Origin of the sequence: Paenibacillus sp. O199, from assembly GCF_001636635.1 — a bacterium.
Taxonomy (GTDB): Bacteria; Bacillota; Bacilli; order Paenibacillales; family Paenibacillaceae; genus Paenibacillus; species Paenibacillus marchantiae.
In genome coordinates this window covers 78,584-104,603 of sequence record NZ_LGRP01000013.1, presented here as the reverse complement: position 1 = coordinate 104,603, position 26,020 = coordinate 78,584, and the positions used below count along the sequence as shown (strand labels likewise).

Here is a 26,020-nt window from a genome sequence, read left to right as displayed (position 1 = left end):
TTTTTTTTGACCATACTATCTACTTTCATTTTGGGAGGGTGTCAGAACATGAAGGAAAGTGAAAAACAGGCCTATTTTAAAGAAGCCGAAGCGGAAGCCGTAAAATATCTGAAAAATAAATATGAACTGGATGTCGTGATCACAAATAAAGAACTGTTACCTGAGATGGCGCTTGATTCTATTGCTATGGAAGGGCATGTGGTTGAACATGAAGAGCAAGAATTTACGATCTCGTACGACTATGAGGATAAAAAAATCAAAAACTTTGGCATGAGTCCAGCAATTAAGGAAGCAATTATAGCTAAGGGGTATGATCCGTTTAACAAATAAATCATAATTCAGGATTGATTTTCTTGGAGGTGCAACGGTTGTGAGTAAATCACCAAAAATTGATGATGAAACATATAACAAGATGTCTGAATTAGCTTACGAGAATCTGAAATCAGGTATTGAGTTTGACAATCTTCCCGGATGGCAAGTTCTTGAGGACACTCATGGAAATAAAAAATCGGGTTTTGATGCGGTGACCTTCTACAATCCTGAGACCAAACAGGCGGTTATCGCATATCGGGGCACCGAGGGAAGTGCATCATTGGATCGCAGCGCCCCTGATTATTACGCGGATGCTCAAATCGGTTTGCCTGAGCTTGGCAGAAAAATCGAACAAAGTACTGACCTTACGCCAGATTGGTTAGCTAATGGAATTCAGAAGGTAAGAGATGTGACCGGAATCACTAAAGTCGAGAATGCTGTGGGAGAACTGGACAAAAAGCTGGATAAGACAATCGGGCTGGGTCCCAACCAAATGTATGAAGCGGAAGATTACGCCAAAGATATGCAGAAAAAATATAAGGATTTGGATTTTTCGCTGACAGGGCATTCGCTTGGAGGGGGCAATGCCCAGTATGCGGCCGCATATACGGGACTTTCCGCGGTGACGTTCAGTGCGCCATCCGTGATTTCCAGCCTCACGCCAGAGGCAAAACGAAAGGCTGAAGAGGGTGGGTTTGATAGCCAAATCATTAACTACGGACATCCCGGAGATTTTGTAACCAGCGGATTTTTTGGTGGATATGATCGTCATGTAGGTTCCATGTATTACATCAATTCCAACTACAAGGATATGAATGATGACATGGGCATGTTCGATAAAATCAGTAACACCTTTGGTGGTGAAGAGTATCACGGTTTGAAACAGTACAAATTCGAGAATGGCTATATTTCCAACGATCTATACGATCCGGTTACAGGCGAGCAAATCAGTTATTCACCACGTCAGCCATCCAATGTCCTGTCTGATCTCGTAGCATTCATGCGGAACCTGGGTGGGCAAGCAGGCAACCTTGCAAGAGGTATGGCCGCAGCAGCAGGAGCATCTGGCCTGATTCAGGTAACGCCAGAAGAACTCAAAAGTGTCGCTGCCCGGTGGAAGCAAAATGCACAACAGTGTAATGCAGAGTTGAATACGGTACGGAGCCGAATGGCGCAATACCTGCATTCCAGCCGTAGTCGCAGACTTGAGCCTATCGTCACTCATCTGGATGCGTCTATTAACGAATTGAGCACATGGCATATGAAGCATACGAGTCAATTCCTGAACTTTATCGAAGAGAAGGCGGAAGCATTCCGTCAAGCGGATGAGAGTCAGGTCAGTTTTAAATAGAATTTTGCGTGAAGGGCCTGGCGATTGGAACTTACATAAGGGAGGGAACACGAGTGAGCGGACAATTGCTGGTAGAGCTAAATGATCTTCGGATTGCTGAAAAAGAATTGACCCAGCTGCTTGCCCGTCTCCAGGGAGATGAGCAGGAGGCAAGAAGCCTATACAACCGTCTCGACGATTGGAAGGGACAATCGGCCGATTATACAAGGCAGCAGATCGAAGCGTTTTTCGCGGGTCTCTCTGGACGAATACAGTCAATTGAACAACAGAAGAAGAGCTTGCTGCAATATATTGAAATCATGATCCAGACGGATCAGGGACGGTAGGAAAGAGTCGTAAGGGACGCTGCTCTTAACCAGTGAATGTAAGCATGATTTTGAAATCGAAGTTAGCGTATGCATACAGATATCAAAAAGGAGCCTCGGCACATCGGGAAAGATCCCGTATGCCAAAGGCTCCTTTCTTTTTTTGTCTACATACAAGACTGACTGTATCTTAACTCTTAACGTTTTTTGCGGCGTGTTGCCAGAGCAATACCCAGGAAGGACAGGATCAACGCCAGAATGGATACGATCAGTGTTGCCTGTTGCAGCTTCAATGTGCCTGGGTCTGAATCCGTGTTGTTTGGCTCACCAGTAACGGTGTCGTTCAGCGCGTCACCCAGTGTGGTATCGTCGTTTGCCTTCTTATCATCGCCCGTTGCTGCTTTATCATCATGGCCAGCATTGCCGGCTGTGCCTGCACTATCATGACCTCCGCCTGCAGCAGCATTACCTTCAGCAGCAGGATCTTGGCTGATAGCCGTGATACTGTGCGGGTTGCTGTCACTTGGTCCGCCTGTCCATTCCACGATGCTGCCATCGCTATAATACTGGAATGCATCCCAAGCTACTTCCGTTTCGGCATCCGGATTCTGAGCTACGAAGTTGAACTGCTGGAATTGACCAGCCAGAATTCCTTCGTTATCTCCGTCTACTTCCCAAGTGATTGATGTTACTTCATTGGAATCATTTTTTTCGGTAGTGATTTTCCAGCCTGACAGTGGTTGGTATTGCTTGAATGCAACGCCTTGCGGTACTTTCAGTGTGATTTTGGTGGTAGTCAGCTCTTTTTCGGATGGAATCTTGATGCTATACGTCTGCCATGCACCTGTTTGTGCTACGGTTGGGTTAACGGTAACGTGTGCGCTGGCGAATCCCGCGAACAGCATCAGCGCAGCGGCTCCAGCCGTGAGGCTGGATGTCAGTTTGGAAGTCCATGATGTTTTCTTCAAAATAATTTACCCCTCTCAATTCTTCTAATATATAAGCTCAACTAAAGAATATTTACACTAGCCACTACAATGACAGAACAACCTTCTGATCGCTGTTATCCCCAGATTTTTTGATCCTCTTCTTCAAAGGGGAAAATCCGGGGATAAAGGCGAACGCTTCGCTTCTCCAGGTTTTTTCTGTCCTCTCCGTTATTGTGTAAATGTTTAGTTGAACATATAAGGCCAATCATTAATCGGCTATACCTACGGATTAGCGGTGTCGATCTCAAATTCAGTATCCAGTGAATCCAGAGATCGGGTTAGCAGATGAACCTTGATGTTCCAGCGTCCTGGCATGGAGATATATTCTTCTGCTTCGTATACGCCAGTATCATTTTTCGGAATCGTGATCTCGTAAATGCCCATATCCATATCCAGGTGGGTCAGTGACAATGTGATCTGTTCCAGATCGTTGACTGTACTGCCGTCCGGTTTCTTCACGTCGACCTTGAACTGATTCTCTCCGGTACGATTGGGACTTACCTGAAGCGTAATTGTAGTCCCGTCATCCTTAGTCTGCACTTCTTTATAGGGTCCTACGGCTGCTGGTTGTCCGGGAGACAAGTGTGTCAGCACGGCGGCCAACGCAAGCACGACGGCTCCAGCAATCAGTTCGGCCTTCAGGCTGCCAGCGAGTCGGTTGCCGCTGCTTGCACGTGCCATTCTGGCATGACGCCAGGCCAATAGAAGCATCGCCACAAGCAAGACAACTTTAGCGATAAGCACGATACCATACGCCGTTGTGAACAAAGACGTAAGGATAGGTGCAGGCAAAATGATCAGGCTGCTGTATATCCCCGTAGCGACGAGAGCAGCAACAGCGCCGATGCCCCAAGCTGTAAATCGTCGGATCGCCGTCCAGTAGACCTCACCTCGCACCGTGGAAGGCAGTTTATCCGCGAGCGGAGGCAGACACGCAGCCATGGCAGTTAGAGCGCCGATCCAGAAAGCGGCTCCGATCAGATGAACGAAGTCCATTGCAATGGCGAGCGCGCGATGTTCTGCTGCAGCTGGATGTCCTGTCATGGCATGGGTGAACAACCAGCCAAGAACGAGGACCAGTGATCCGTATGATGACCAGATACGGATACGCAGCGAGCGATCCCGGTCATATCCGGAGAGGATGGTAACCGCCAGCAGCATCACAATAAGCATCTGTACCATCCAGATCTGGCCAAATGACGTCAATTTGAGTGCGCTACCCATCAGTGCCCAGCTGAACTCTCCGATGGAAACGCCTGATTCATACAACGTGTTCAGGGGCAGACTGATCAGAGCGGCAACAGAAGCGGCGCCATAACTGATCCATAACAACTTGTAGCTCCTTGGCACTTCCAGTGGTTCTCTCGCCATGGAAGCTGGTGCAATTCGGAACAGCAGGAAAGCAAGTGTGCCCAGAATCACAGACAACCCCAGATATTGAATCCAGTCTGTCAGCGACAAAATCCATTTTAACGGTCCGCCAACCTGGCCTGTACCTGAGGTTAAATCAGCCAGACCAGCAGGAGCGCCAGATGGTTCCCCAATATGAAACACATAGGCCCCTTGAATGGGGTGACCATCAGCAGACACGGCCTTCCAATTCACGGCGTAGGTTCCGTTTCCAAGTCCGGTCCGCAGTCCGGTCTCCAGAATATGAGGACGGTTCTCGTCGACATGCACATTGCCGTCATCTGCCTGTGTTCCGTCAGGTCCGGTGATTTTAATATCAAAAAAGGCCGTCTGTAGAGACTCGTTGAACTCCAGAGTCAGGCGTTCAGGTGCTGTCGCAACAAGTTCATTTTCACCTGGTGAGGACTGCACAATATAAGCATGGGCGGATGCCCATTGTGGCATAACAAGGCAACACAATAACATCAGGGCGACCATAAGTGCCCAGTGCCGTTTGCCCAATTTCATGGTGAACCTACTCAAAATCAAAAAATCATCACCCTTAGGTCTAGAATTGTAAGTCATTCTTTGTTAACCGAGCACAATCTATACCATTATAACTTTGTCCAAAATAACACTGTATGACTACATTGGGCTATAAAAAAACGAAATGATCCATGGAATTGTGACAAAAACATGAATGTGCCGCTATTTACGCAGCTTACGGCCTGCCAGTCCGCTTTCCAATGCATAGCGGGTTAATTGCACACGATTTTCGAGATGCAGTTTCTGTAAAATATTCTTCAGGTGATTCTTCACTGTTTGGTCCGAAATGCCAAGTTGGTCGGCAATCTCACGGTTAGTATATCCCGCAGATACCCATTGCAGGATCTCAAGCTCCCGCGTAGTCAGCGGATTATCGGGTACATCTTCCGTGCGAGGTGCGGGGAACTCCTGAAGGATTCGATAGGCAAGTTCTTTGCTCAGGGGTGCATCATCACTGACGATGGCGCGAAGGTATTCAAGCCAAGTGGACGGAGATAGATTTTTGAGCAAATATCCTTGAGCCCCTTGCTTCAGCGCTTCGAACAGGTACGTGACATCATCCGATACAGTAACCATGACGATAATGACATAAGGAAAGCGCAGTTTAATCTGGCGGGTGGCTTCCAGCCCATCCATATCCGGCATCTGCACGTCCATCAGAATAAGATCGGGCATCCATTGCCCGGTAAGCTCCAGCGCCTCTAGTCCAGTCGAAGCGGTACCAATAACTTCAAACAGGCTGTCCTCGGATAAAATACTGCAGATCGCCTCACGCGCATGCGCGTGATCATCGACAACCAATACCCGTACAAGTTCCATATTAAGCATGCCCCTTTCCAATGGTTATTCGAGTGTAACCTGGCCTTGAATCAAGAGCGAAAGACCAGCCCATCTGAGCTGCACGTTCCTTCGTAATTCGTAAGCCGTACCGATCCTTCAGATGCAGTGGATCCCCGCTCACACCAACACCATTATCTTGAACGAAGATGGACCAGACAAAAGGGGTTCCTTCTGCAATCACCCGAATATCTGTGGCCCGGGCATGTTTACGTACATTAAGCAGTGCTTCCCGAATGCAGGCGAGCAGCTCTACCTGCTCCTTTGGGGAGAAGAAGGTGCTGTCGAGATCCCATTCCAGACGCGCCGAAGGAACCGTCTCCTCTATAAGTAATTCTAACTGTGACAACAGGGAAGTTCCCTCCGGTACTGCCGCTTGTCCAGGGACGTAGCGGAGCTGGGCGATGGCCTGCCGTACGTAAGCGTTGACCTCATGTACGGTTTTGCGTATTTCCTGAATTTCATTCTCGTGACCACTTCCAGCCAAACTTCGCTCGGCCTTGTCTGTTTTTACCGACAGGAGAAAAAGAGACTGCGAGATACCATCGTGAAGCTCGCGGGCTAGTTGATCCCGAGCTTCGAGTGCCACTTTGGAAGCACGCTCCTGCTCCAGAGCAGCCCTGGCACTTTCCAGCATCTTAAATAAGCGACTTAGCAAGGTGACACTTATGAGGTACAGGATAAGTGGGGTAAGCCAGTTGCCCGCATCCATGGAAAGGTAGGGCATTAGGAATTGGTGACGGATGTATTCCCAGAGACCAACCGTGAATGTGGGGACCAGTAGAATCATCCATTTAATCTGTTTGTATGACATGAATACAGAACTCCTTTGAGATAAGGTCCATTTATATGTATCCGTTTCAAGGGCTGGCACCATTATAACGCATGCTTGCTTCAGACCCTAGTCTGGCTTTCTTCGGGGGAACCTCGGGTGGATAAGGGAGCATTTAGAAGGATATCTAAGAACAACATGGGGTGAAATTATGTCACGCAGGGTGAGCCTTGGTGAGTACAGATGAGCGGGGCTGTATCCATTTTCCCTATTGGAGAAGGTCCTCTATACTTATATAGAACAGAAATTCATTACAAAAGATGTTAAGGAGTGAACGCAACAACATGAATCAAGAGGTATTGGAACGTCGCAGCGAGTTGCTCAAGAAGAACATTCATCAAATGCTTCTTCAAGACAATCAGCACGGAATCAGTCGTCAGGATAACATGTTTTTGCAGCAGATGATTAAAGAGCTGCATCAGACTTCACATGAGATGAATACCACTCGATAACGCAGAATCTGCACAAGAATGAAGTAATCTCGTGCATGATTCATTCCATGATGAACATGAAAATGGCGCTATCCCCGATTAGGCCGGGGGTAGCGCTTTTGGCTTTGTAAGGGGGAATTCTGTGGGTGTTACACAAGTTGTTGCTGCACCGTTCGTTTCTGAATATATCGGATGAACAGCTCGGCTAGCTCGGGATCAAACTGAGAACCGGAGCACATCTGTAGTTCCTTGATTGCTTCATCGACATTTTTCGTTTCCTGATACGGTCGCTCTGTCGTCATTGCGTCAAAGGAATCAATCACCGTGAGCATCCGGCACAACCGTGGAATCTCACAGCCTTTCAGACCATAAGGGTAGCCTGCCCCGTCATATCGTTCATGATGCAATTCAATATAGGGAATGAGATCGGCAAAACGCTCGTTCGTCATGGCCATTTTTTTGCCCCAGGTGACATGGCCCTTGATCGTTTCCCATTCTTCAGCGGTAAGCTTTTCTTTCTTATTCAAGATGGACCATGGAATTTCGAGCTTTCCAATGTCATGAATCAGTGCGCCCAGTACAAAATTCCGCTTCTCCACATTATCGAGTTCCAGCAACTCACTTATATCGAGAGCATACTTATATACGCGTTTGGAATGTTTGAATGTATCCATATCCTTATACCTGAACAAGTTGAGCTGTTGCTCAATGTCGCGCACATCCTGCACCAGATCAATCTCTTGCTCCATGCCATCATTACTACCGTGGCGATGCACATTGTTTTTGCCTTGCTTTTTGGCATAATACAGCGCTTTATCCGCCTGATCCACAAGTTGTGACTTGTTATACATATCGACTTCATAACGTGCAACACCTGCGGAGAACGAGAGACAACCGTGCGGAAACACTTCAACCCCTTCAAAAGGTGTGTCGTTCAGCTGCTTGCGCAGCTTGTTCATGAAAGCATAAGCCTCGTCCAGATCCATGCCTGGCATGAGCAGGGTGAACTCTTCTCCGCCATAACGAAAGGCGGTGACCGAAGTGCCTTCCGTCTTCCGACTGAGGAAATCTCCGAGAAGAGCCAGCAGGCTGTCACCCTGGAGATGACCGAAGCGGTCGTTATACTTTTTGAAATCATCAATATCGATGAGTCCCAGTGAAAGCGGGGTTCCCTGAGAACGGGCGTTACCAAGCTCGGTCTCCAGCATACTTTCAAAATGACTGTGGTTAAACAAACCTGTGCGTTGATCCGTATTCGCCTTTTCCTCAATACTCTGATACATCACAAACAGCTGTTTGAACGCATGTGATAGCAGAATGCTAAGACTGAGGTAGAGCAGCAGGCCGAGAACGCCGTTATGCACAACGAGAATGGTCAGCACGAGCGCCAAAATCAATGTACATAAATAGACGAGCAGCGATTCGGTAACAAACACACGCTTCATCTGCTGTAATGCATCCTTTGTTGAGAAATGAAAAAACAGGCCAAGCGTGATTGTATTGATGATGAAGTAGGCTGCAAGTGCCGCAAAATAGGGCAGCAAGTTATATCCATCCAGTGCTCCCGGAATTCCTCCAGTCCAAGTAAATACATAAGCCGCTCCAGCAATCATGAGGCTGTAAATGCTGAAATTGACGATATGTTTCCACCAGGTGAGTTTGCGATCCTTGATTAACAGAATGAGGGAAACAGGCAGCAGTACAGACAGACTGAATGCACCACCAAACATGAAGATAGAGGCGAGGTACACGGAAGAGTCCATGGATTGCTGATTGCCTTTGGGTGGAATTTGAAACGTGAAATAATCCAAAATCAGCGCCGCACCAAGCATCGTGTATACCATTACCCATTCGTCAGAGGATAGATGGAGATAAGACCACTTGTTCATATACAGAAAAATACCGATGCCGGTACAGCTAAGCAAGACGACATACATGCTGCTCCGATCTGCTTTATGGATAAGGTTACGAATAAAGTTCATAAAAATTCTCCTGCTTGGTTTAGTCTGCTCTTGATGTGAATATATCGGCTTGTACTATATTGATGTATAACATAACAAGTTACCTCCCAAAAATCCAGAAAGAAAAAACAGGCCGCTGGCAGCCTGTTTGTCTTGGTTGGCGAAGTATATGTACTAGCCGCCCAGCTTGTATCCCGAAGTCAATGCAACAACGACAGAAGCTACGATGATTGCGTTGATGACGAGACGGGAATATTTAATGCCTTCGAATTTTTTCATGGAAAAGACCTCCCTTCCTTGGAGTCTGTCCGAATGTCTTCAGGCCTGATGGAACTCACTGGCTGCAAAGCTTCTCCGGTTCGATTCACCATCATGTACTGGATAAACAGGAATATGCCAATGTTCATGACCACATCGCCGATGCTGATCACCTGGGTCCGCGGATAAGGGCTGGACAGCGGGATGATATCACCTAGGAATGAAAGATGTGTGGAAGCATCCATCATATAGTGCTTTGATACCGCCCCGCCTTCGCGCAGCATATCTACATAATAGGGCCCAAGAACAGCAGAGGCGTCCACGGAAACCGGCATACGCCCACCGTTCACTGCCATGACGATGAAATTGAGAAAGACACCGATCCAGATCAACGTAAAACCTTTGTAATGTCGATTAAGCCACAAAAATGCTAGACCTGTGACATAAACGGCAGCAAACAGGTACCCGTTGATGGATGCAACCCAATCAAGCCTTTCCTGCAAGAAAAAGATGAAGAACTGGGCCAGCAGCAACAGCGGGAATATCCATCCGCCTCGCAGCTTGAGTGCTGCAAACTGGTGGAGACCATACCGAAATCCTCCCCGGAACAGTCCAACGATCAAGCCTAGCAGAATGCCGTCGTATACCATGATTAACTCCTGTCTTACAGATATGTGTAAATGTGATTGCGTGTTTGTGTATCTATGTTATTCGACCTTTTACTGGTAAATCCTTCAATGGAAAATATTTTTTTGAGAAGAAATTTGCAAAAAAATAAACAAAAAACCGCCTTTACGAACCAATGGGTCGAATCCATTGAAAAGTTCGGTAAAGACGGCTTTATATTATGTCAAAATGCGAGCTTTAATGCACCTAGCATATGTTCGATTTATTCCGATTCCCCGTTGAGATAATTGAAGAACGGGTGGTCAACCCAGAAGGTGTAACTGGAAATATCCGCATCAGGGGCGAGCTTACGGAATCCTTCCTGAATTGCCTTGGAATTCTCCTTAAGGGAGAAGGATTGTGCGTAATAGTTGCCAAGTGAAATTTTATTGTTAGCAATGACCGGATATTCCGCCAGAGCAGTCGGCGAATAATACAGCGGCTGCCACCAGGAAGCATGGATTAAGGCAGAGGTGTCATCGCTATTCTTTTTGGCATACTTCAATATAATGTCGTTGAAACGGGCTTTGTCCGCTGTGTTATTGAACTCGAACTGAATGTCATATTCTTTGGCGTAGGCGATGTAGTTGCCATTCTCGATCTGGGTTACTTTGTAATCCGGTGTTTCTTTGGGCTCTCCCCATTCCTTCAAATAGATGAAGGCAGATGTCTTCGGCTGGAACTGTACATCAGCATCGATGCCTTCACTGCGCAACAGTCCAATTAACTGCACCGCATGTTTAATATCATCATGTCCGTAAGTTAAAGTCAGTTCATCGATGAAGTTGGAATTAAAGCGACTATCCTTAAGATTGTAACCTGTGACGAGATCATTCCGCAGAGCTTGATCCACAATGGTCCGAAGCTCTGGTGCTTCTATTAAATCAGCAGTGCGATAGGCAGCGTACAATTTGGAGTAAATGTCAGCGTCGCCGGAACGGCCAATTTCATTTTTATATTTACCCTGACTGGTCAATACCCGTCCAAGCAAAATGTTGGCAAAATCGGAACTCGCTTCGCCACCCTTACGGAGAGCGGGGTACAGACTTTCCGGAATTAGACCTGTATCGATGGCAGCGGCCAGTTCCTGCGCGGCTTGTCCCTGCACGCGGCTTGGGCTAATGCCCAGTTTTGCAAGTGCCTTTGCTGTTTTGTCTTCAGGATATGTATAGGCCAGTTCTTTGAATCCGGCTGCTTTGACTGCGATGAAGACAGCAGCATAAGTGCTCAGTTTGTCATTGGCACGAACTTCCGTACCGGATAGGATACCATTGTTATATAAGGAAACGGCAGCTTTATAAGCTGAATCATTCGATTTCAGATCAGTAAAGGATGGCGCCTTAACTTCACTGTCACTTGCTTCATCTGTAGCAGGAGCAGCTTGATCGGCTTCAAGAATGGTAGCAATCGCCTTGATGAAGTCACCCTTCGTTAACTGTTTCGGCAATTGGATATTGTATTTAGCTTGCAGGAATTGGGCGTAATCAGCTGCACTCTCGGTATAAACTGAAGGAGCTTGTGCTGCCGGTCCTTTAACAGCCTGTGAGGTCGTTTGTCCGGCGGGAGTGGCGGATGCTGCGGATACCGAAGCGGGCAAGCTGAGGCTGCCGAGTGTAACCGGAGCGGCGAGCAGAGCGGCCAGTGTGATCTGGGTGATTTTTTTCAAATGAATAGCCTCCTCAAAATAGGGTTGGAAAATAAATAAGATTGCGTTATAATTCTGACAAATCCTATCTGAATATAATAATTGGATTGACTTTAGCATGGAGCAGCTCTGGATGTCAACGGAAAAAACCTTGGTATAGAGAGGCTTCGGAGGCTCTGTCGAAGGCAAATCAACTATTATATTCCATTTAGTGTATACGCTCAAAGATTTATTGACAAGGATCGACAGTATCCGCTAGGATTATAAAAAAAGAATAGTGAAAAGGGGAATTTTCAAAATGAAAAGAGGTTTATCGTTCGTCTTATCGATCATCATGTTGGCTATATTGCTGGCGGCTTGTGGAAATTCTGCTTCCAAAGACGAACAATCGGCCCAAGGTAGCGACAGTGAAAAATCACTGCGCATGGCGCTTGTACTTCCTGAAAAAATCGGGGTAAACCCGTTCTTCGTACAGATGGATGAAGGTTTCAAAAAAGCAGGCGAGGAATTCAAGGTAGATACCAAAACGATTGAATCGACTGACCCGGCAGCATTTGAGCAAAACCTGCGTGCTGCAGTTGCTGAGAACTATGATCTGATCATTACAGCGACATTCCAGGCAGAAGATGCACTGAAGAAAGTGGCTGCCGAAAATCCGGACAAGTCCTTTGCCGTTGTAGACACAACGGTGGATCTACCGAACGTACGTAGCGTTGGTTTCCATGAATATGAAGGAGCATACCTGCTTGGTGCAGCTGCCGGACTGTCTACGAAAACAGACAAAGTCGGTATGATTGCCGCGATGGATGTTCCATTGATCAAGAAATATACAGAAGGTTTCAAAGCTGGTCTGGAATCGGTTAACCCGAAAGCGGAATTCTTTGTGAACTACGTTGGTGGATTTAACGACCCGGCCAAAGCAAAAGAGCTTGCGTTGGTTCAATTCGGCAAAGGTGCTGACTTCATTGCCGCAGCATCCGCTGTAGGGGATCTGGGCGTGTTCGAAGCCGCGAAAGAAAAAGGCTTCTATACTTCCGGTCAGGATACGGACCGTACCGTTGAAGATCCGGAACATATCGTACTGTCTCAATTAAAGTCGACTGATACAGTTTCTTACCAGACGGTGAAAGACTTCGTTGAAGGAAACTTCAAGGCGGGCGCTGTCAACTATGGCTTGAAAGAAGATGGCGTAGGCCTGACTTACGTAACACGTGATAGTGAGACTCCATTGAATGCTTTTGTTGGACAAGAAGTTATCGACAAGGTTAAAGCAATCAAGGATGATATCGTATCCGGCAAAATCGTTGTGAAAGATCCATTGCAACAGTAGTATTGTTTGTTTCATAGGATTGAGTAATTGAGTTGATCAGCCGGCTGCCCGATCAGGCAGCCGGTTTTGCTGCTATTTTAGACCGAGAGGAGAGAACGCGAGATATGCTGTTGGAGATGGAGCAGATTACGAAGAAATACGGCGGCTTCACCGCTAACCGGGACATCCGTTTTAATTTGCGAGAAGGAGAGATTCATGCCCTCGTGGGTGAGAACGGCGCTGGTAAGACAACCCTGATGCGTATGTTGTATGGAATGGAGCAACCGACATCAGGCACAATCAAAGTTCGTGGACGCGAGGTCAGCTTCGCAACTCCGTCTCAGGCCATGGCAAGTGGTATCGGCATGGTGCATCAGCATTTCATGCTGTTTCCTTCCTTTACGGTTGCCGAGAACATCGTGATTGGCCGTGAACCTTCTGCGGCAGGGGTATTTGATCGCAAACAGGCGGCGGCCCAGGTGAATGAATTGGGCAGAACGTATGGCATGCCAGTTGATCCGTGGAAAAAAGTATTTGAATGCCCTCTGGGCATGCAGCAGCGTGTTGAAATTCTCAAGGTGCTGCATCAGGGCGCGGACATCATTATATTGGATGAACCATCAGCGGTACTGACACCGCTGGAAGTGAAAGAACTACTCGCGAATATGAAATCCCTTGCCAAGTTGGGCAAAACCTTTGTATTGATCACGCACAAGCTGCAGGAAGTTATGGATGTGGCAGACCGGATCACGGTTCTTCGTGATGGTCAGGTGACAGGTACATTGGAAGCAAAAGACACGAATGTAGAGGAACTGTCCCGCCTGATGGTAGGCCGTGAGCTGGTTCGCATGGACAAGCAGCCATCCGTTCCGGGAGAAGCTGTGCTTCAGGTGGAAGCGGTAAACTTGTCAGGGGCAGAGGACCGTTCTGCACTCAAGGATATCCATTTGCAAGTTCGGAAAGGTGAGGTCGTTGGAATCGCGGGTATTTCCGGCAACGGCCAGTCTGAATTGATCCAGATTATTGCGGGTCTACGCAAGGCAGATAGCGGCCGCGTCCTGCTGTCAGGACAGGATACAACCAATTGGCCGGTGCGGCGCATTCGGGAGCATGGACTTGCCCATATCCCGGAAGACCGTTATATGTGGGGAGCGGCGAAGGATGCGAGCGTTCGTGAAAATGGACTGATGGGCCACCATCACCGGCTTCAATCACGCGGTATCATTAAAGCGAAGGCAGCACGGACCATGGTGGAGAACTGGATCAAGCAGTTCAGCATCAAAACCGGTTCTGCGGAAACGAAGGCGCAGTTCCTATCTGGCGGTAACTTGCAGAAGTTGATTGCTGCGCGTGAGTTTGCCCAGGATACGCCGTTTCTGATTGCGGCTGAACCTACGCGGGGTGTAGACATCGGAGCGATGGAGACCATCCACGCTGAATTGCTGCGCAAACGGAATGAGGGTGCTGGTATTCTGCTCGTTTCCTCGGAATTGTCTGAGATTTTGCAATTATCGGATCGAATCATTGTCATGTATGAAGGCGGAATTGCCGGGGAACTGAAGGCAGATGAAGCAACAGAAGAACAGATCAGCTTGTTGATGGCAGGAGGGAAAGAGCGGATATGAATCGGGTAAAAGAAACACTTCGCGGACTCATACAGCCGCTGCTTGCCGTATTCATCGGTTTGCTGGCAGGTGCTGTAGCCATTCTGATCGTTGGCGGTTCCGTGGTGGATACGTATGCGGAGATGTGGAAAGGGGCCTTCGGCAACTTCTACTTCTTCACTAACACACTGGCACGTTCGACGCCCATTATTCTTGCGGGGCTGGGCGTAGCACTGGCATTCCGCGCCGGATTTTTCAACATGGGTGCAGAAGGACAGATGGTTCTGGGCGGACTTAGTGCAGCGCTGACGGCGCTCTACCTGCCGGGTCCAGGCTGGTTTGTCTGTATTGCAGCCATTGTGGCGGGGATCATCGCCGGTGGGGTCTGGTCGCTGTTTGCAGGTTGGCTGGATGCCCGCTTTGGCATGAATCTGTTGATCACAACACTGCTGCTCAACTATATTGCGATTTATTTTGGAGGATACATGGTATCCTACCCGTTTAAAGACCGTACAGGATCAGCGGCAATGGCCCAGACGCCAATGATTGATCAGAGTGTCTGGCTGCCGAAGCTGTTCCAGGGTATGGGACTGCATGCTGGATTCATCATTGCTATTGTGGCGGCGATTCTCATCTACTGGTTCACACACAAGACGGTAACTGGTTATGAGATTCGCATGTTGGGAAGCAATCCTTCGTTTGCAACGTATGGTGGCGTGCGACGCATTCGCATGATGATGCTGTCCATGATCATCAGTGGTGGACTTGCAGGTCTTGCGGGTGCAGGGGAAGTGCTAGGGACACAGTATCGTTTCCTTGATGGATCGTTGTCATCGGCAAGTTATGCATGGAGCGGCATTATGGCGACCTTGCTTGCCCGCTCGCATCCGCTAGGAACAGCTGTGGCGGCAATCCTGCTTGCAGCGTTGCAGACAGGTGCTATGGGGATGGAACGGAATACGGATGTGCCGCTGGAAGTCGGTAGTGTCATCCAAGCAGTATTGACGTTATTTGTATCGGCTCAGATCGGATATTCATTCCTGAAGCGGAGAAAGGAGAAAAAGTCCAATGCAACAACTGTTTGATGCAGCCATGTTTGGCTCTACCTTGCGGATTATGACGCCGATCCTGCTTGCAGCGCTCGGTGGGGCTTTATGCTCTCGTGTCGGTCTGTTCAACGTGGGTCTGGAAGGACTCGTACTGATCGGTGCTTTCTCCGCTATTGTCGGTAACTATCTGTTCGGCAATGTACTGTTGGCTGTAATATTTTCTATTGTGATCGTCATGTTGTTCTCTGCGCTATTTGCCTTTATCAGTATTAATCTGAAGGCCAACGCCATTGTGGTCGGGATCTCGCTTAACTTTCTGGCCACAGGACTGACGACTTTTGCGCTGCGGGCGATTTTTGATGTAAAAGGTGCTTACTATGACAAGGATATGGTGGGACTCCCCAAATGGGACATTCCTCTTATTAAGGACATTCCGTGGGTAGGCGATGTTATCTCAGGGCATAGCCCGCTCGTGTATCTCGGGATTATTATCGTAATTGCCTTGCAGTTTTATCTGTTCAAAAGTGTCTCCGGTTTCCGTCTTCGTTCCGTGGGTGAGAACCCGGTAGCGGCACAAAGTATCGGCATCAAGGTGCGCGGTATTCAATATGGTGCAGTTCTGATGTGCGGCGTATTGTGCGCCTTGGCGGGTGCACAGTTATCGCTCGGTCAGGTTACGATGTTTACCGAGGGCATGACCGCAGGTCGCGGCTTCATCGCATTGGTAGCGACCATGTTGGGTCAAGCGAATCCGCTCGGCGTTATGGGGTCCAGTGTGCTGTTTGGGTTCATGGAAGCTCTTAGTATCCGACTACAGGGCTTCGCGTTGCCAACTCACTTTACCATGATGCTGCCGTATATTGTGACACTGGTGGCGATGTTCTTCTTCAAGGACCGTACTTATGCACAAGACGCACTGAAAGCGGGCGGAAGCTCGCGTTAAATCCTGAATGTTATGCTGGAAGCATATAAAGAAGGAGGAATCACGCTTGCATAATAAGGCTGAACGTCTGAAAAAAACGAAAAGCCCGGCACCCAAAGCGGGTGCTGAGCACGGAGACCGACTGCCACCGGGGCAGGTACTGACCGAGAAATTCCCGATTCTGCATGAAGGTGAAGTGCCGGAATACGACCTTTCCACCTGGGATTTGAAGGTATTCGGTGAAGTTGAAGAGGAGAAGGTGTTCTCCTTCGCCGAGCTTCAGGGGATGCCTCAAGTGAACACGGTGAGCGATATTCATTGTGTTACCCGCTGGTCGAAGTTTGATACACCATGGGAAGGCATACGGTTCTCGGATTTCATCAAGCTACTTGGCGTCAAACCGGAAGCAAAATATGTTATGATCCACGCGGATCATGATTATGAAACGAATGTTCCGTTCGAAGAACTAATGCATGATGATGTATTGCTTGCTTTTAAATTTAACGGTGAGCCGCTCACACCAAAGCACGGTTATCCGCTGCGCTTGGTTGTTCCACAACTCTACTTCTGGAAGAGTGCGAAGTGGATACGGGGTCTGGAATTCATGAAAGAAGATCGCAATGGCTTCTGGGAAGTCAATGGTTTCCATCATTTTGCCGATCCGTTCAAGGAGCAGCGCTTCTCTGGTGAAGATATTCCGATTCCGGAAGACGAATGGACGAAGAAGGAGTTTGATTAAGATGTTGATGCCTATTTTGCAAATTCATTCCGAAGATATGCCTGCATATGCCATTGTCTGTGGTGATCCGGCACGTGCGGAGAAAATTTCCCGCAAGCTGGAGCAGGCGAGAGAACTGGCGTTCAGCCGGGAGTATCGCACGTTTGTAGGATTGTATGAAGGTGTACAAATGGCCGTGGTCAGCCATGGCGTAGGTTCACCAGGAGCAGCTGTCTGCTTCGAAGAACTGATCCGGGCAGGGGTAACGACCCTGATTCGTGCAGGTACAGCGGGCTCGTACACAACGGATTATCCAGCGGGCAGCGTAATCGTCAGCACGGCCGCTGTGCGTACGGACGGGCTGACACGTCAGCTGGTACCAGATGGTTTCCCTGCGGTAGCGGACCTTGGTGTTACACAAGCGTTAATCGAGGCAACTCGTGAGCATGCAAGTGCAGCGAAAGCTTCAAGTGCGGGTAAAGTTGGCGTGGGCATTACCGTTACGCTGGATGCATTCTTCACAGGCGTTGAAGAGATTCCTCATCGCAAGTACAAGCAGGCGGGTGCTCTTGCCGCTGAGATGGAAATTGCCGCACTTTACATCGTCAGCACACTACGCGGCGCTCGTGCCGGAGCTATTGTCGCTATCGACGGTTTCGCAGACAGCGACCTGGCAGCCGAGTATGATCCGCATACAAATGCGGTAGCTGATGCAGTTGAGCGGGAGATCGAAGCGGCACTGCGTGCACTGGCTGCACTGGCTCGTCAGGATCAGGCGTAAAAGCTGAGATCATCAGGGTATTTTGTAGTACTATTGCTGGTAAAAAGCTAAACGCGCAAATGATGTCCATCTGAGGTGGATAATATAAAAGGGCGTCCCATAAGGTCATGAACATGACTAAGGGGCGCCCTTTTGAGTTTGAGATAGAAGCGACTGGCGTTAGATTGGAAGGTGCAATCGATTCGTTAGCGTTGTCCGAACAATTGCTGTGCCGTCTCAATAAATAACCGGGATGCGGGAGAAGCATCAACAAGTGAAGGAACGGCAATCTCAATATTGCGGTAGGCTTTCGGCTCTGTGGGGAGTGCTTTGACACCCGGAGGCAGCCAGGATAGTGAGATCGCAGGCAGCATGGCGGTCCCGAGTCCCTGCTCGATCATGCTAAGGCAAGTGTTTACGTTATACACGACAAATCCGAAATGTAATTCTGCATCTGCTCGATTGAACAGATCAACAATCGGTACCTCATAGCCGCCTTTGCAAATAATCATGGGGTGTTTGTCCAGCATTTGTACCGGCAGAATTTCCTGATTCGCAAAAGGTTCATCGTCCCGAAACACCGCGAGCATCTCCTCGCTATAGAGTGGAAGCGTCTCATAAGACACATCTACTGGTTCTTTATCTGTGGCAATAATGAGAGCTACATCAATGGCGCGTGAGCTTAGCCACTCCTGAATTTCAAGGATGTTCCCCTCGTGCAGCTCAAACTGAATCTGAGGATAGCGGTCCCGAATCGAGCGGATGATTTTTGGCAGCAGATGGGCGGATGACATTGGGAAAGAGCCAATACGAATCGTACCAATCTCCAACCCTTTTTCGGCGGCAACGACCTGCTGTACCTTATCAAATTGCTGTAAAATGCGGCGGAAAATAACCAGAATTCGCTGTCCCACATCCGTAAGCACGATGCCGTTCCTACGATCCCGTATGATTAGAGTGACATCCAGTTCATTCTCTAGCGAAGAGATGGCCCGACTGACTGCGGGCTGTGTCATATTCAGTTCCTGGCCTGCACGGGTGAAACTTCCCGTCTCTGCAATTTTCACAAATAACTGCAACTGTGAGTTGTTCATAACGAATATGGTATGCTCCTTATGATTAACATGCATTTCAATTATTTCGATCATTATTGTATCATGAAGACACGGAACGATCAAAGAACGAATGTAAAACGGATCTGGATCGGATTCCAAATGGTTTGCAGGCACAGAAAGAGCGCAGGATAATGTGTACGATTGATTAAACTGCGCCTGTAGATGTGTGCCGGATAGGAGAATAAACATATGGCTTTATCACGTGCAAAAGCAGGCTGGGTCCTGGCTTTTCTGGTACTCATGTGGGGAGTAAACTGGCCCCTGACCAAATACGCATTAAATTTCACACCGCCGCTCATATTCGCAGGCATGCGCCTGTTAATTGGGGGTCTGGTGCTGGGGCTGTATGCTTTTCCCCGCTACAAAACGCTGCGACTGAAGCAAACCTGGCATATTTATGCCATATCTGCGGTGCTTAACATCATCTTCTTCTACGGTTTTCAGACCGTGGGGCTGACGGAAGTGCCAGCAGGATTATTTTCATCCATTGTGTTCCTACAGCCTGTGCTGCTCGGAATCGGGGCATGGTTGTGGCTGGGTGAGTCCATGTATGGACTGAAGATTGCCGGATTGGTGATCGGTTTTGCAGGGGTGGCTACGATCAGTATTGGTGGCATGACAGGCAAAGTATCCCCTGAAGGGGTTATGCTTGGGCTGTTCAGTGCAATTAGCTGGGCGATCGGGACCGTATATATGAAGCGAAATTCAATGAAGGTCGATGGAATCTGGATGACAGCCATTCCGATTTTGATCGGCGGAGTTGTTCTGACGTTGACAGGTACGGTCACAGAGAGCTGGGCTGATGTGCAGTGGGTGCTTCCTTTTATACTGGATACGCTGTTTATTTCGGTGTTTGTCATTGCAATGGGCTGGCTCGCGTTCTTCAAACTGGTTAGCTCCGGCGAAGCCAGCAAAGTAGGATCGTTTACGTTCCTGATTCCGCTGATCGCCCTGTTATGCAGTGTGCTGTTCCTCGGAGAGTCGGTTACGGTCAATCTGATCGCAGGTCTGGTTATGATTATTGCCAGCATCCTGCTTGTGAATGTTAAAGTGAAAGGCAGTAAAGTGGCGAAAATATAAAGTTATTATGGTGAACTTTCTTCAAGTGGTTGTTGAACCTTGTATACATTCCGAATGACAATGCAAAAAATGGGTAAGTTATATATAGGAACATCACCATGATTACGAAGAGGAGGACTCCAGCATGACACAGAACAATCAACCTCAGGATGAGGCTGCAATTCGCAACAAACTGGATGAAGACGGGGATTCCTTGATGGAGAAAAAGAAAATTTTGAGCGGTGTGGATATTGAGCCGCAAGCGGACGAATGGTCTGCCAAACCGTCACCTGTAGCATTTGATGAAGGTAAATCATCCAAAGAATAAGAGGAACCAGATATAGCTTTAAAAGAAGCGGGTACCGTAGAAGGTATCTGCTTTTTTATATCAGAATGGGTAAGCACGTTACGGAGCATCATCTTCCTGATGTCTTATTGTATAATCATGGGAAACGTTTGTGAGAGGAGAATGTGAAGATGAGTGAGATTAACATTAGAAGGGCTGTCATCGGAAATTACACGGGAGTATCTGCCTTAATGGATGAACTTCATCACTTGCATGTGGAGGCCAGGCCAGACGTATACAGAGAGCTGCAGACGAGAATGAGTCATAAGGAATATGAAGAACTACTGGAAACGGATCATCGTTATCTCTATGTTGCGGAATTGCTGGAACAGGGTGAGATTGTTGGATTTGCGAGCGCGCAGTTGAATGTTATTCAGAATGTGGATTTGTTAAAGGATCGAAAGATGTTATATATCCATGAGATCATCGTTGGTAGCAAACATCGTGGACATGGGACAGGCAAACTGTTGATGCAGGAGTTAATCCAACTTGGCAAAAAAATGCAGGTCGACAGTGTTGAACTGACCGTGTCTACATTTAATACTGGTGCTCAAGCTTTCTATGAGCAGATGGGTCTGGCTGTACGCAGCAGCAGAATGGAATACATACTATAATGTGCCTGTACGAAGACTGATGAGATGTCTGGTGCATTAGTGCAGTCGTAGGAAGCATGGAATACATCCATTTGGAGTAAAATAAAGAAATAGTCTTGCATACCCCCATGGGGTATGTTACTCTTATTACAGAACGAAAGAAAAGGGGTGTTCGCGATGGAACATCAGAGCCATCCCAAGGAACCTTTGGAGTCATCCGTAACAGAGGTGAACGAAGTCTCACAGACCGATGATCAGCAAGCCAATTCATGTCATACGTCAGGCAGTGATGGAAAGCATGTGCGCAAGAGCCATCACTCCCAAGAGATGAAGGGCAACCTGATTTCCCGCTTGAACCGTGTTGAAGGACAGATTCGCGGGATCAAGGGATTGATCGAGAAGGATACCTATTGTGATGATGTACTGACACAGATCGCGGCTGCTCAGTCCGCTCTTAATTCAGTAGGCAAGCTATTGCTGGAAGGCCACATGAAGAGCTGCATCGTTGAGCGCATTCAGGCCGGAGAGCATGAGGTTGTGGATGAATTGTTGGTAACGGTAAGAAAGTTAATGAAGTAATTATTTTTGAATGAACTCATCATTTATATTTCTAAGGAGGAACTACCCATGTCTAATATTACGTTGAACGTTACAGGAATGTCTTGCAATCACTGTGTGAAATCGGTTGAAGAAGCTGTGAAGAATGCGGGAGCGAATGGTCAGGTTGATCTGGCAGCAGGAACTGTCGCAGTTGAATATGACGAGCAAAAAGTCAATGTGGATCAGATCAAGGCAGCCATCGAAGATCAAGGGTATGACGTAGTCTAATCATCGCAGGCTTAAACTGAACTTCCCTTTGCATGGAAAGGAATTCAACAGGTCTTTTCCATTAAATGAGTTCATTGTTTAAGCCTGATTTTCTGTCTTTTATATACCCCTTGGGGGTATTGAATGTGTAGGGATATTTCATAGAGAAAGGAGCTAACAACATGGATAAGTCATCAACAACGGAAAACGCAACAGTATCAGAACCCGTACCTTCACAGGAAGCAGCGGGATTGCAGACAACACTGCAAATTACAGGCATGACCTGTGCTGCCTGCTCTACCCGGATTGAGAAGGGTTTGTCCCGAATGGAAGGGGTCAATCAGGCGAATGTTAACCTCGCTATAGAACAAGCAACGGTATCCTATGATCCGAAGACAACGAACATCAATGCTTTGCGGGATAAGGTGGAGGCGCTTGGCTATGGTACAGTAACGGAATCCGTGGATCTGGACATTACAGGCATGACCTGTGCTGCTTGTTCTACTCGAATCGAAAAAGGTCTTTCCCGGTTGCCGGGTGTATCCCGTGCAAACGTGAACCTGGCGCTGGAAACGGGACATGTGGAATTTGCAGCAGGAGTACTGAAGGCAACCGATATTACGGCGAAGATCAAACAGCTCGGTTATGGAGCAGAGTTGCAGAAGACACAGGAAGATACCCAATCAGTGCGTGAGCGTGAATTACAGCGTAAAAAGTGGAAATGGATGATCTCCGCCCTGTTATCTTTGCCACTGCTTTGGGCCATGGTGGGTCACTTCTCATTCACCTCGTGGATCTGGGTACCGGATCTGTTCATGAACCCATGGTTCCAACTGGTGTTGGCAACGCCAGTACAGTTTGTGATTGGATGGCAATTCTATGTGGGAGCCTATAAAGCGCTCCGTAATGGCAGTGCCAATATGGATGTACTGGTTGCTTTGGGTACAAGTGCGGCTTTCTTCTACAGTCTGTATCTGACCCTGACCAGTGGCAATGCAGCTTCGACCATGATGGATCATGGTGGGACGGGAATGGCTACAGCAGCCATGCCAACCGTGGAGCTTTATTATGAGACGAGTGCCATTCTGATTACGTTGATCCTATTGGGAAAATGGTTTGAGGCCGTAGCCAAGGGGCGTTCCTCTCAGGCAATCAAGAGCCTCATCGAACTGGCTCCGCGTGAAGCCAGAGTGATTCGTGATGGACAGGAGGTTATTGTACCGTCTGCGTATGTCGTGGTAGGTGATCTCGTTCTGGTAAAACCCGGAGATAGCATTCCTGTCGATGGCGTCGTGGAGGAGGGGCAGTCTTCTGTCGACGAATCCATGTTAAGCGGAGAGAGCCTGCCCGTGGATAAAAAACCAGGGGACGCCGTTACAGGTGCTACGTTGAATAAAAATGGAGTATTAAGACTGCGTGCGACCCGCGTGGGCTCGGACACGGCGTTATCCCAAATTATTAAAGTGGTTGAACAAGCGCAGGGTTCCAAGGCCCCTATTCAGCGGATTGCCGATGTGATCTCAGGTATCTTTGTTCCGATTGTTGTAGGCATCGCGGCAGTCACGTTCCTGATCTGGTATTTTTTCGCCAGTCCCGGTGACTTTGCCGGTTCGCTGGAGAAGGCGATTGCTGTACTTGTCATAGCCTGTCCTTGTGCGCTTGGACTCGCAACTCCAACGTCCATTATGGCTGGATCAGGGCGTGCGGCGGAATATGGTGTGTTGTTCAAAGGCGGCGAACATCTGGAATCGGCACAGCAGATCCAAACCGTTGTACTGGACAAAACAGGTACAGTTACCCAAGGCAAGCCCGTGCTTACGGATGTGGTGACGGCTCCAGAATGGACGGAAGCAGACCTGCTGCAACGGGTGGGAGCAGCAGAGCAGAGTTCGGAGCATCCATTGGCTGAGGCGATTGTAGAAGGAATCCGAGGTAAAGGTCTGGAACTGGTCCAGTCAGAGCAATTCGAGAACATACCGGGATATGGTGTGCGAGCTCGGGTTCAGGGACAAGAAATCCTGGTCGGGACACGCCGACTGCTTACGGATGCGAAGGTGAATGTCTCCGAGGAAACGATGCAACAGATGAATAACCTTGAGGAACAAGGACGCACAGCGATGCTGGTCGCCGTGGACGGTCAATGGGCTGGGGTTGTTGCGGTGGCGGATACCATCAAGGAAACTTCACGGGAAGCCATTCAGCGGCTTCATGCTATGGGAATTGATGTCATCATGATTACGGGAGACAATGAGCGGACAGCACGCGCTGTAGCGGAGCAAGCCGGAATTAATAAAGTTCTGGCTGAGGTACTGCCAGAGGGTAAAGCGGCAGAAGTGAAAAAACTTCAGGAGAGTGGCCTCAAGGTAGCGATGGTTGGAGATGGTATCAACGATGCTCCGGCCCTTGCTACAGCCGATATTGGTATGGCCATCGGAACCGGAACCGATGTAGCGATGGAAGCAGCGGATATTACGCTAATGCGCGGCGATCTGAACAGTATTGCAGATGCAATCGAGATGAGCCGGCGCACGATGGGCAATATCAAGCAGAACCTGTTCTGGGCACTTGGCTATAACGTGATTGGTATTCCAATTGCAGCAGTGGGCTTCCTGGCTCCTTGGTTAGCAGGTGCGGCCATGGCGTTCAGCTCCGTGTCAGTTGTACTGAATTCGCTGCGTCTGCAACGAATGAAACTGAAAACTGAAAAGCAATGACTGATGTCCATTGAGGGACGTGATTCAACTTTCTATTATGCTCAAAAGTAAGCATAGGGTGCGGTCCGCTACGGCGGACCGTGCTTTTTTTGTTGAGGAAAGGTGTTTGAAATATGCTAAGGGAATGGTCCTTACCTTGTTATTAGAAGGTGAGCATGTGAAGTGATGTCCTCTTATGAAATGGAATACATTGTTTGCGAAACACATCTTTATCTTTCTGAACCTTTCAGAAATAGATTGACAATATAGACATATAGACTTAAAATTTAAAACGATCGTTTGATTCAAACAATCGTTTACATCAAATTCGAACTAATGAGTAATGGAGGACATCATTTATGTTGCAGGCTTTACGTATATTGTTGAAAAAACCGCCAGTAATTGTGGGGATCGTGACGGCACTTATGTTCCAAGTGATCTTCAGCGTGATCTGGATGACAGCATATTCCGGAGTGAATGACCGGATGAATGAATTGACGGTTGCCGTTGTCAATGAGGATGGAGAGCAGTCCAAGGGGATCGCAGATCGTATGGCTGAGACGCTTCCTTTTCATACCGTAACGAATCTGAGTGCTGCCGAAGCACTTGACCAGTTAAATCATCGCAAGATTCATATGGTGCTGAATATTCCTGCAGGGTTTAACGAGCTGATTCAGACAGCCGGTTCCACTGCCGAAATCAAGTACACCATTAACGAGGCGAACCCGGTTACGATCAAAAGCATGATGCAAGGTGTATCGCAGAGCGTGACGAACACGATTAACAAGCAAGCAACCGCTCAAGGTGTGCAAGCTGTGTTGACGGCTTCTGGAGCGCCTGCAGATCAGGCAGCTGAAGCTGCTGCCAACCTGACTACACGAGTGGAAGGTACAACCACTTCCATTAATTCGGTTAACGGTATGAACAATCAGATGGTGCCGATGATGATGGTACTCGCTTCTTATGTGGGAGCCATGATTATGGGTATGAACCTGCAGACAGCGATGGGTATGCTGTCGGCTACTCACTCCCGCTGGACTTTGTTTGGCGCCAGAGTAGTCATTAATCTGGGGTCTGCTCTTGTGGTTTCCCTGCTGGGATCATCACTGATCGTGTCGCTGGGCGGACAGATCGAGCAAGGATTTATCGCATTCTGGTTGTTCCAGGCGTTGTTCCTCTGCACGTTCATGTTCTTCTCCCAGTTCTTCCTGATCTGCTTTGGACCAGCGGGAAGTTTGTTCAACATCATTTCACTGTCGCTGCAACTGGTATCTTCCGGTGCAATGGTGCCACGTGAATTGCTGAACAGTTTCTACAGTGGTATTGGTCAGTATCTGCCTGCCACATATGCCGTTCAAGGTGTTCTGAGCGCTCAACTGGGTGGACCTGGAGTTCAATCCGCGGCTGGCTCAATTACCATTGTATTGCTGGTTGCTGTAGCCCTCTCCCTGGTGGTGACGTTGTTGAAAAAACAACGCATGCCAGCTGGGGCACCAAGCCCGGCTCAAATGAACAGCTAATTC

At 48.3% G+C, this 26,020-nt stretch carries 25 protein-coding genes; 17 read left to right on the top strand and 8 right to left on the bottom strand.

What is annotated here, in order from left to right; genetic code table 11:
* The first annotated feature begins 48 nt into the window (after window positions 1-48).
* From A6049_RS19525 to A6049_RS19515, 3 genes are all read left to right on the top strand, one after another.
* Entirely contained in the window at window positions 49-330 is a 282-nt protein-coding gene (locus tag A6049_RS19525; RefSeq protein WP_063566264.1) for a hypothetical protein, read from the top strand.
* Between the two features lie 82 nt (window positions 331-412).
* Window positions 413-1,663 carry a Tle-like phospholipase domain-containing protein gene (locus A6049_RS19520; protein ID WP_063566314.1) on the top strand — a complete coding sequence of 417 codons (1,251 nt, stop codon included), beginning with the start codon at window positions 413-415 and terminating at the stop codon, window positions 1,661-1,663.
* A gap of 53 nt (window positions 1,664-1,716) precedes the next feature.
* Complete coding sequence (locus A6049_RS19515; protein WP_063566263.1) at window positions 1,717-1,989, top strand: hypothetical protein; 273 nt, start codon at window positions 1,717-1,719, stop codon at window positions 1,987-1,989.
* A 176-nt stretch (window positions 1,990-2,165) separates the two neighbouring features.
* Here the strand turns inward: A6049_RS19515 and A6049_RS19510 are convergent, their stop codons facing one another.
* From A6049_RS19510 to A6049_RS19495, 4 genes are all read right to left on the bottom strand, one after another.
* Window positions 2,166-2,936, bottom strand: a complete 771-nt coding sequence (locus A6049_RS19510; RefSeq protein WP_240321490.1) for a YcnI family copper-binding membrane protein — start codon at window positions 2,934-2,936, stop codon at window positions 2,166-2,168.
* Window positions 2,937-3,179: 243 nt separating this feature from the next.
* Window positions 3,180-4,874, bottom strand: coding sequence for a copper resistance CopC/CopD family protein (locus A6049_RS19505; RefSeq protein WP_161490615.1), 1,695 nt, complete (start codon window positions 4,872-4,874; stop codon window positions 3,180-3,182).
* A 180-nt stretch (window positions 4,875-5,054) separates the two neighbouring features.
* On the bottom strand, window positions 5,055-5,711 hold the full coding sequence (locus A6049_RS19500; protein ID WP_063566261.1) for a response regulator: 657 nt from the start codon (window positions 5,709-5,711) through the stop codon (window positions 5,055-5,057).
* A gap of 1 nt (window position 5,712) precedes the next feature.
* On the bottom strand, window positions 5,713-6,543 hold the full coding sequence (locus A6049_RS19495) for a sensor histidine kinase (RefSeq protein ID WP_063566260.1): 831 nt from the start codon (window positions 6,541-6,543) through the stop codon (window positions 5,713-5,715).
* Between the two features lie 302 nt (window positions 6,544-6,845).
* On the opposite strand from A6049_RS19495, the gene A6049_RS33630 reads away from it, so the two are divergent.
* Window positions 6,846-7,013: a hypothetical protein gene (locus A6049_RS33630; protein WP_162842449.1), complete on the top strand. Its 168-nt coding sequence runs from the start codon at window positions 6,846-6,848 to the stop codon at window positions 7,011-7,013.
* Between the two features lie 128 nt (window positions 7,014-7,141).
* On the opposite strand, the gene A6049_RS19490 is transcribed toward A6049_RS33630, so the two are convergent.
* The 3 genes from A6049_RS19490 to A6049_RS19480 all read right to left on the bottom strand — a co-directional run bounded on the left by A6049_RS19490 (window position 7,142) and on the right by A6049_RS19480 (window position 11,543).
* Complete coding sequence (locus tag A6049_RS19490) at window positions 7,142-8,974, bottom strand: bifunctional diguanylate cyclase/phosphohydrolase (RefSeq protein WP_063566259.1); 1,833 nt, start codon at window positions 8,972-8,974, stop codon at window positions 7,142-7,144.
* A 254-nt stretch (window positions 8,975-9,228) separates the two neighbouring features.
* Window positions 9,229-9,861, bottom strand: a complete 633-nt coding sequence (locus A6049_RS19485; RefSeq protein ID WP_063566258.1) for a DUF5317 domain-containing protein — start codon at window positions 9,859-9,861, stop codon at window positions 9,229-9,231.
* A 239-nt stretch (window positions 9,862-10,100) separates the two neighbouring features.
* Entirely contained in the window at window positions 10,101-11,543 is a 1,443-nt protein-coding gene (locus tag A6049_RS19480) for a hypothetical protein (protein ID WP_063566257.1), read from the bottom strand.
* A 277-nt stretch (window positions 11,544-11,820) separates the two neighbouring features.
* Between A6049_RS19480 and A6049_RS19475 the strand changes: the two genes are divergently transcribed.
* The 6 genes from A6049_RS19475 (at window position 11,821) to A6049_RS19450 (ending at window position 17,905) form a co-directional block, all read left to right on the top strand.
* Window positions 11,821-12,852, top strand: coding sequence for a BMP family lipoprotein (locus tag A6049_RS19475; protein WP_063566256.1), 1,032 nt, complete (start codon window positions 11,821-11,823; stop codon window positions 12,850-12,852).
* Between the two features lie 104 nt (window positions 12,853-12,956).
* Window positions 12,957-14,456 (top strand): ABC transporter ATP-binding protein, encoded by a 1,500-nt coding sequence (locus A6049_RS19470; protein ID WP_063566255.1) that lies wholly within the window; start codon window positions 12,957-12,959, stop codon window positions 14,454-14,456.
* Window positions 14,453-15,520, top strand: coding sequence for an ABC transporter permease (locus tag A6049_RS19465; protein WP_063566254.1), 1,068 nt, complete (start codon window positions 14,453-14,455; stop codon window positions 15,518-15,520). Before A6049_RS19470 ends, A6049_RS19465 begins: the two co-directional genes overlap by 4 nt.
* The gene (locus A6049_RS19460) at window positions 15,504-16,427 is read left to right on the top strand and encodes an ABC transporter permease (protein WP_024632282.1); all 924 of its coding nucleotides are present in this window, start codon (window positions 15,504-15,506) and stop codon (window positions 16,425-16,427) included. The genes A6049_RS19465 and A6049_RS19460 overlap by 17 nt, the downstream gene beginning before the upstream one ends.
* 46 nt (window positions 16,428-16,473) lie before the next feature.
* Window positions 16,474-17,145, top strand: a complete 672-nt coding sequence (locus A6049_RS19455; RefSeq protein ID WP_063566253.1) for a sulfite oxidase-like oxidoreductase — start codon at window positions 16,474-16,476, stop codon at window positions 17,143-17,145.
* A 1-nt stretch (window position 17,146) separates the two neighbouring features.
* Window positions 17,147-17,905 (top strand): nucleoside phosphorylase, encoded by a 759-nt coding sequence (locus A6049_RS19450; RefSeq protein ID WP_063566252.1) that lies wholly within the window; start codon window positions 17,147-17,149, stop codon window positions 17,903-17,905.
* Between the two features lie 185 nt (window positions 17,906-18,090).
* Here the strand turns inward: A6049_RS19450 and A6049_RS19445 are convergent, their stop codons facing one another.
* Window positions 18,091-18,978 (bottom strand): LysR family transcriptional regulator, encoded by an 888-nt coding sequence (locus A6049_RS19445; protein ID WP_063566312.1) that lies wholly within the window; start codon window positions 18,976-18,978, stop codon window positions 18,091-18,093.
* A gap of 210 nt (window positions 18,979-19,188) precedes the next feature.
* Here A6049_RS19445 and A6049_RS19440 point away from each other — a divergent pair, with 210 nt between their 5' ends.
* The 7 genes from A6049_RS19440 (at window position 19,189) to A6049_RS19410 (ending at window position 26,017) form a co-directional block, all read left to right on the top strand.
* Complete coding sequence (locus A6049_RS19440) at window positions 19,189-20,079, top strand: DMT family transporter (RefSeq protein ID WP_063566251.1); 891 nt, start codon at window positions 19,189-19,191, stop codon at window positions 20,077-20,079.
* A 124-nt stretch (window positions 20,080-20,203) separates the two neighbouring features.
* Window positions 20,204-20,386 carry a hypothetical protein gene (locus tag A6049_RS19435; protein ID WP_063566250.1) on the top strand — a complete coding sequence of 61 codons (183 nt, stop codon included), beginning with the start codon at window positions 20,204-20,206 and terminating at the stop codon, window positions 20,384-20,386.
* A 149-nt stretch (window positions 20,387-20,535) separates the two neighbouring features.
* The gene (locus A6049_RS19430) at window positions 20,536-21,018 is read left to right on the top strand and encodes a GNAT family N-acetyltransferase (protein WP_063566249.1); all 483 of its coding nucleotides are present in this window, start codon (window positions 20,536-20,538) and stop codon (window positions 21,016-21,018) included.
* Window positions 21,019-21,174: 156 nt separating this feature from the next.
* Entirely contained in the window at window positions 21,175-21,576 is a 402-nt protein-coding gene (locus A6049_RS19425; protein ID WP_082935409.1) for a metal-sensitive transcriptional regulator, read from the top strand.
* Window positions 21,577-21,624: 48 nt separating this feature from the next.
* Entirely contained in the window at window positions 21,625-21,825 is a 201-nt protein-coding gene (locus A6049_RS19420) for a copper ion binding protein (RefSeq protein ID WP_053779829.1), read from the top strand.
* A gap of 161 nt (window positions 21,826-21,986) precedes the next feature.
* Window positions 21,987-24,518: a heavy metal translocating P-type ATPase gene (locus A6049_RS19415; protein ID WP_095206161.1), complete on the top strand. Its 2,532-nt coding sequence runs from the start codon at window positions 21,987-21,989 to the stop codon at window positions 24,516-24,518.
* 338 nt (window positions 24,519-24,856) lie between these two features.
* A complete protein-coding gene (locus tag A6049_RS19410) occupies window positions 24,857-26,017 on the top strand; it encodes a YhgE/Pip domain-containing protein (RefSeq protein WP_063566248.1) in 1,161 nt (386 codons plus the stop codon).
* Window positions 26,018-26,020 lie beyond the last annotated feature (3 nt).

Excerpts from the sequence above, each read along its gene's own strand:
- A6049_RS19420 (WP_053779829.1), top strand. The coding sequence starts at position 21,625 with ATGTCTAATATTACGTTGAACGTTACAGGAATGTCTTGCAATCACTGT.
- A6049_RS19505 (WP_161490615.1), bottom strand. The coding sequence starts at position 4,874 with ATGAAATTGGGCAAACGGCACTGGGCACTTATGGTCGCCCTGATGTTA.
- A6049_RS19470 (WP_063566255.1), top strand. The coding sequence starts at position 12,957 with ATGCTGTTGGAGATGGAGCAGATTACGAAGAAATACGGCGGCTTCACC.
- A6049_RS19460 (WP_024632282.1), top strand. The coding sequence starts at position 15,504 with ATGCAACAACTGTTTGATGCAGCCATGTTTGGCTCTACCTTGCGGATT.
- A6049_RS19410 (WP_063566248.1), top strand. The coding sequence starts at position 24,857 with ATGTTGCAGGCTTTACGTATATTGTTGAAAAAACCGCCAGTAATTGTG.
- A6049_RS19435 (WP_063566250.1), top strand. The coding sequence starts at position 20,204 with ATGACACAGAACAATCAACCTCAGGATGAGGCTGCAATTCGCAACAAA.
- A6049_RS19430 (WP_063566249.1), top strand. The coding sequence starts at position 20,536 with ATGAGTGAGATTAACATTAGAAGGGCTGTCATCGGAAATTACACGGGA.
- A6049_RS19485 (WP_063566258.1), bottom strand. The coding sequence starts at position 9,861 with ATGGTATACGACGGCATTCTGCTAGGCTTGATCGTTGGACTGTTCCGG.
- A6049_RS19495 (WP_063566260.1), bottom strand. The coding sequence starts at position 6,543 with ATGTCATACAAACAGATTAAATGGATGATTCTACTGGTCCCCACATTC.
- A6049_RS19475 (WP_063566256.1), top strand. The coding sequence starts at position 11,821 with ATGAAAAGAGGTTTATCGTTCGTCTTATCGATCATCATGTTGGCTATA.
- A6049_RS33630 (WP_162842449.1), top strand. The coding sequence starts at position 6,846 with ATGAATCAAGAGGTATTGGAACGTCGCAGCGAGTTGCTCAAGAAGAAC.
- A6049_RS19415 (WP_095206161.1), top strand. The coding sequence starts at position 21,987 with ATGGATAAGTCATCAACAACGGAAAACGCAACAGTATCAGAACCCGTA.
- A6049_RS19440 (WP_063566251.1), top strand. The coding sequence starts at position 19,189 with ATGGCTTTATCACGTGCAAAAGCAGGCTGGGTCCTGGCTTTTCTGGTA.
- A6049_RS19445 (WP_063566312.1), bottom strand. The coding sequence starts at position 18,978 with ATGAACAACTCACAGTTGCAGTTATTTGTGAAAATTGCAGAGACGGGA.
- A6049_RS19520 (WP_063566314.1), top strand. The coding sequence starts at position 413 with ATGTCTGAATTAGCTTACGAGAATCTGAAATCAGGTATTGAGTTTGAC.
- A6049_RS19490 (WP_063566259.1), bottom strand. The coding sequence starts at position 8,974 with ATGAACTTTATTCGTAACCTTATCCATAAAGCAGATCGGAGCAGCATG.
- A6049_RS19500 (WP_063566261.1), bottom strand. The coding sequence starts at position 5,711 with ATGGAACTTGTACGGGTATTGGTTGTCGATGATCACGCGCATGCGCGT.
- A6049_RS19465 (WP_063566254.1), top strand. The coding sequence starts at position 14,453 with ATGAATCGGGTAAAAGAAACACTTCGCGGACTCATACAGCCGCTGCTT.
- A6049_RS19425 (WP_082935409.1), top strand. The coding sequence starts at position 21,175 with ATGGAACATCAGAGCCATCCCAAGGAACCTTTGGAGTCATCCGTAACA.
- A6049_RS19525 (WP_063566264.1), top strand. The coding sequence starts at position 49 with ATGAAGGAAAGTGAAAAACAGGCCTATTTTAAAGAAGCCGAAGCGGAA.
- A6049_RS19450 (WP_063566252.1), top strand. The coding sequence starts at position 17,147 with ATGTTGATGCCTATTTTGCAAATTCATTCCGAAGATATGCCTGCATAT.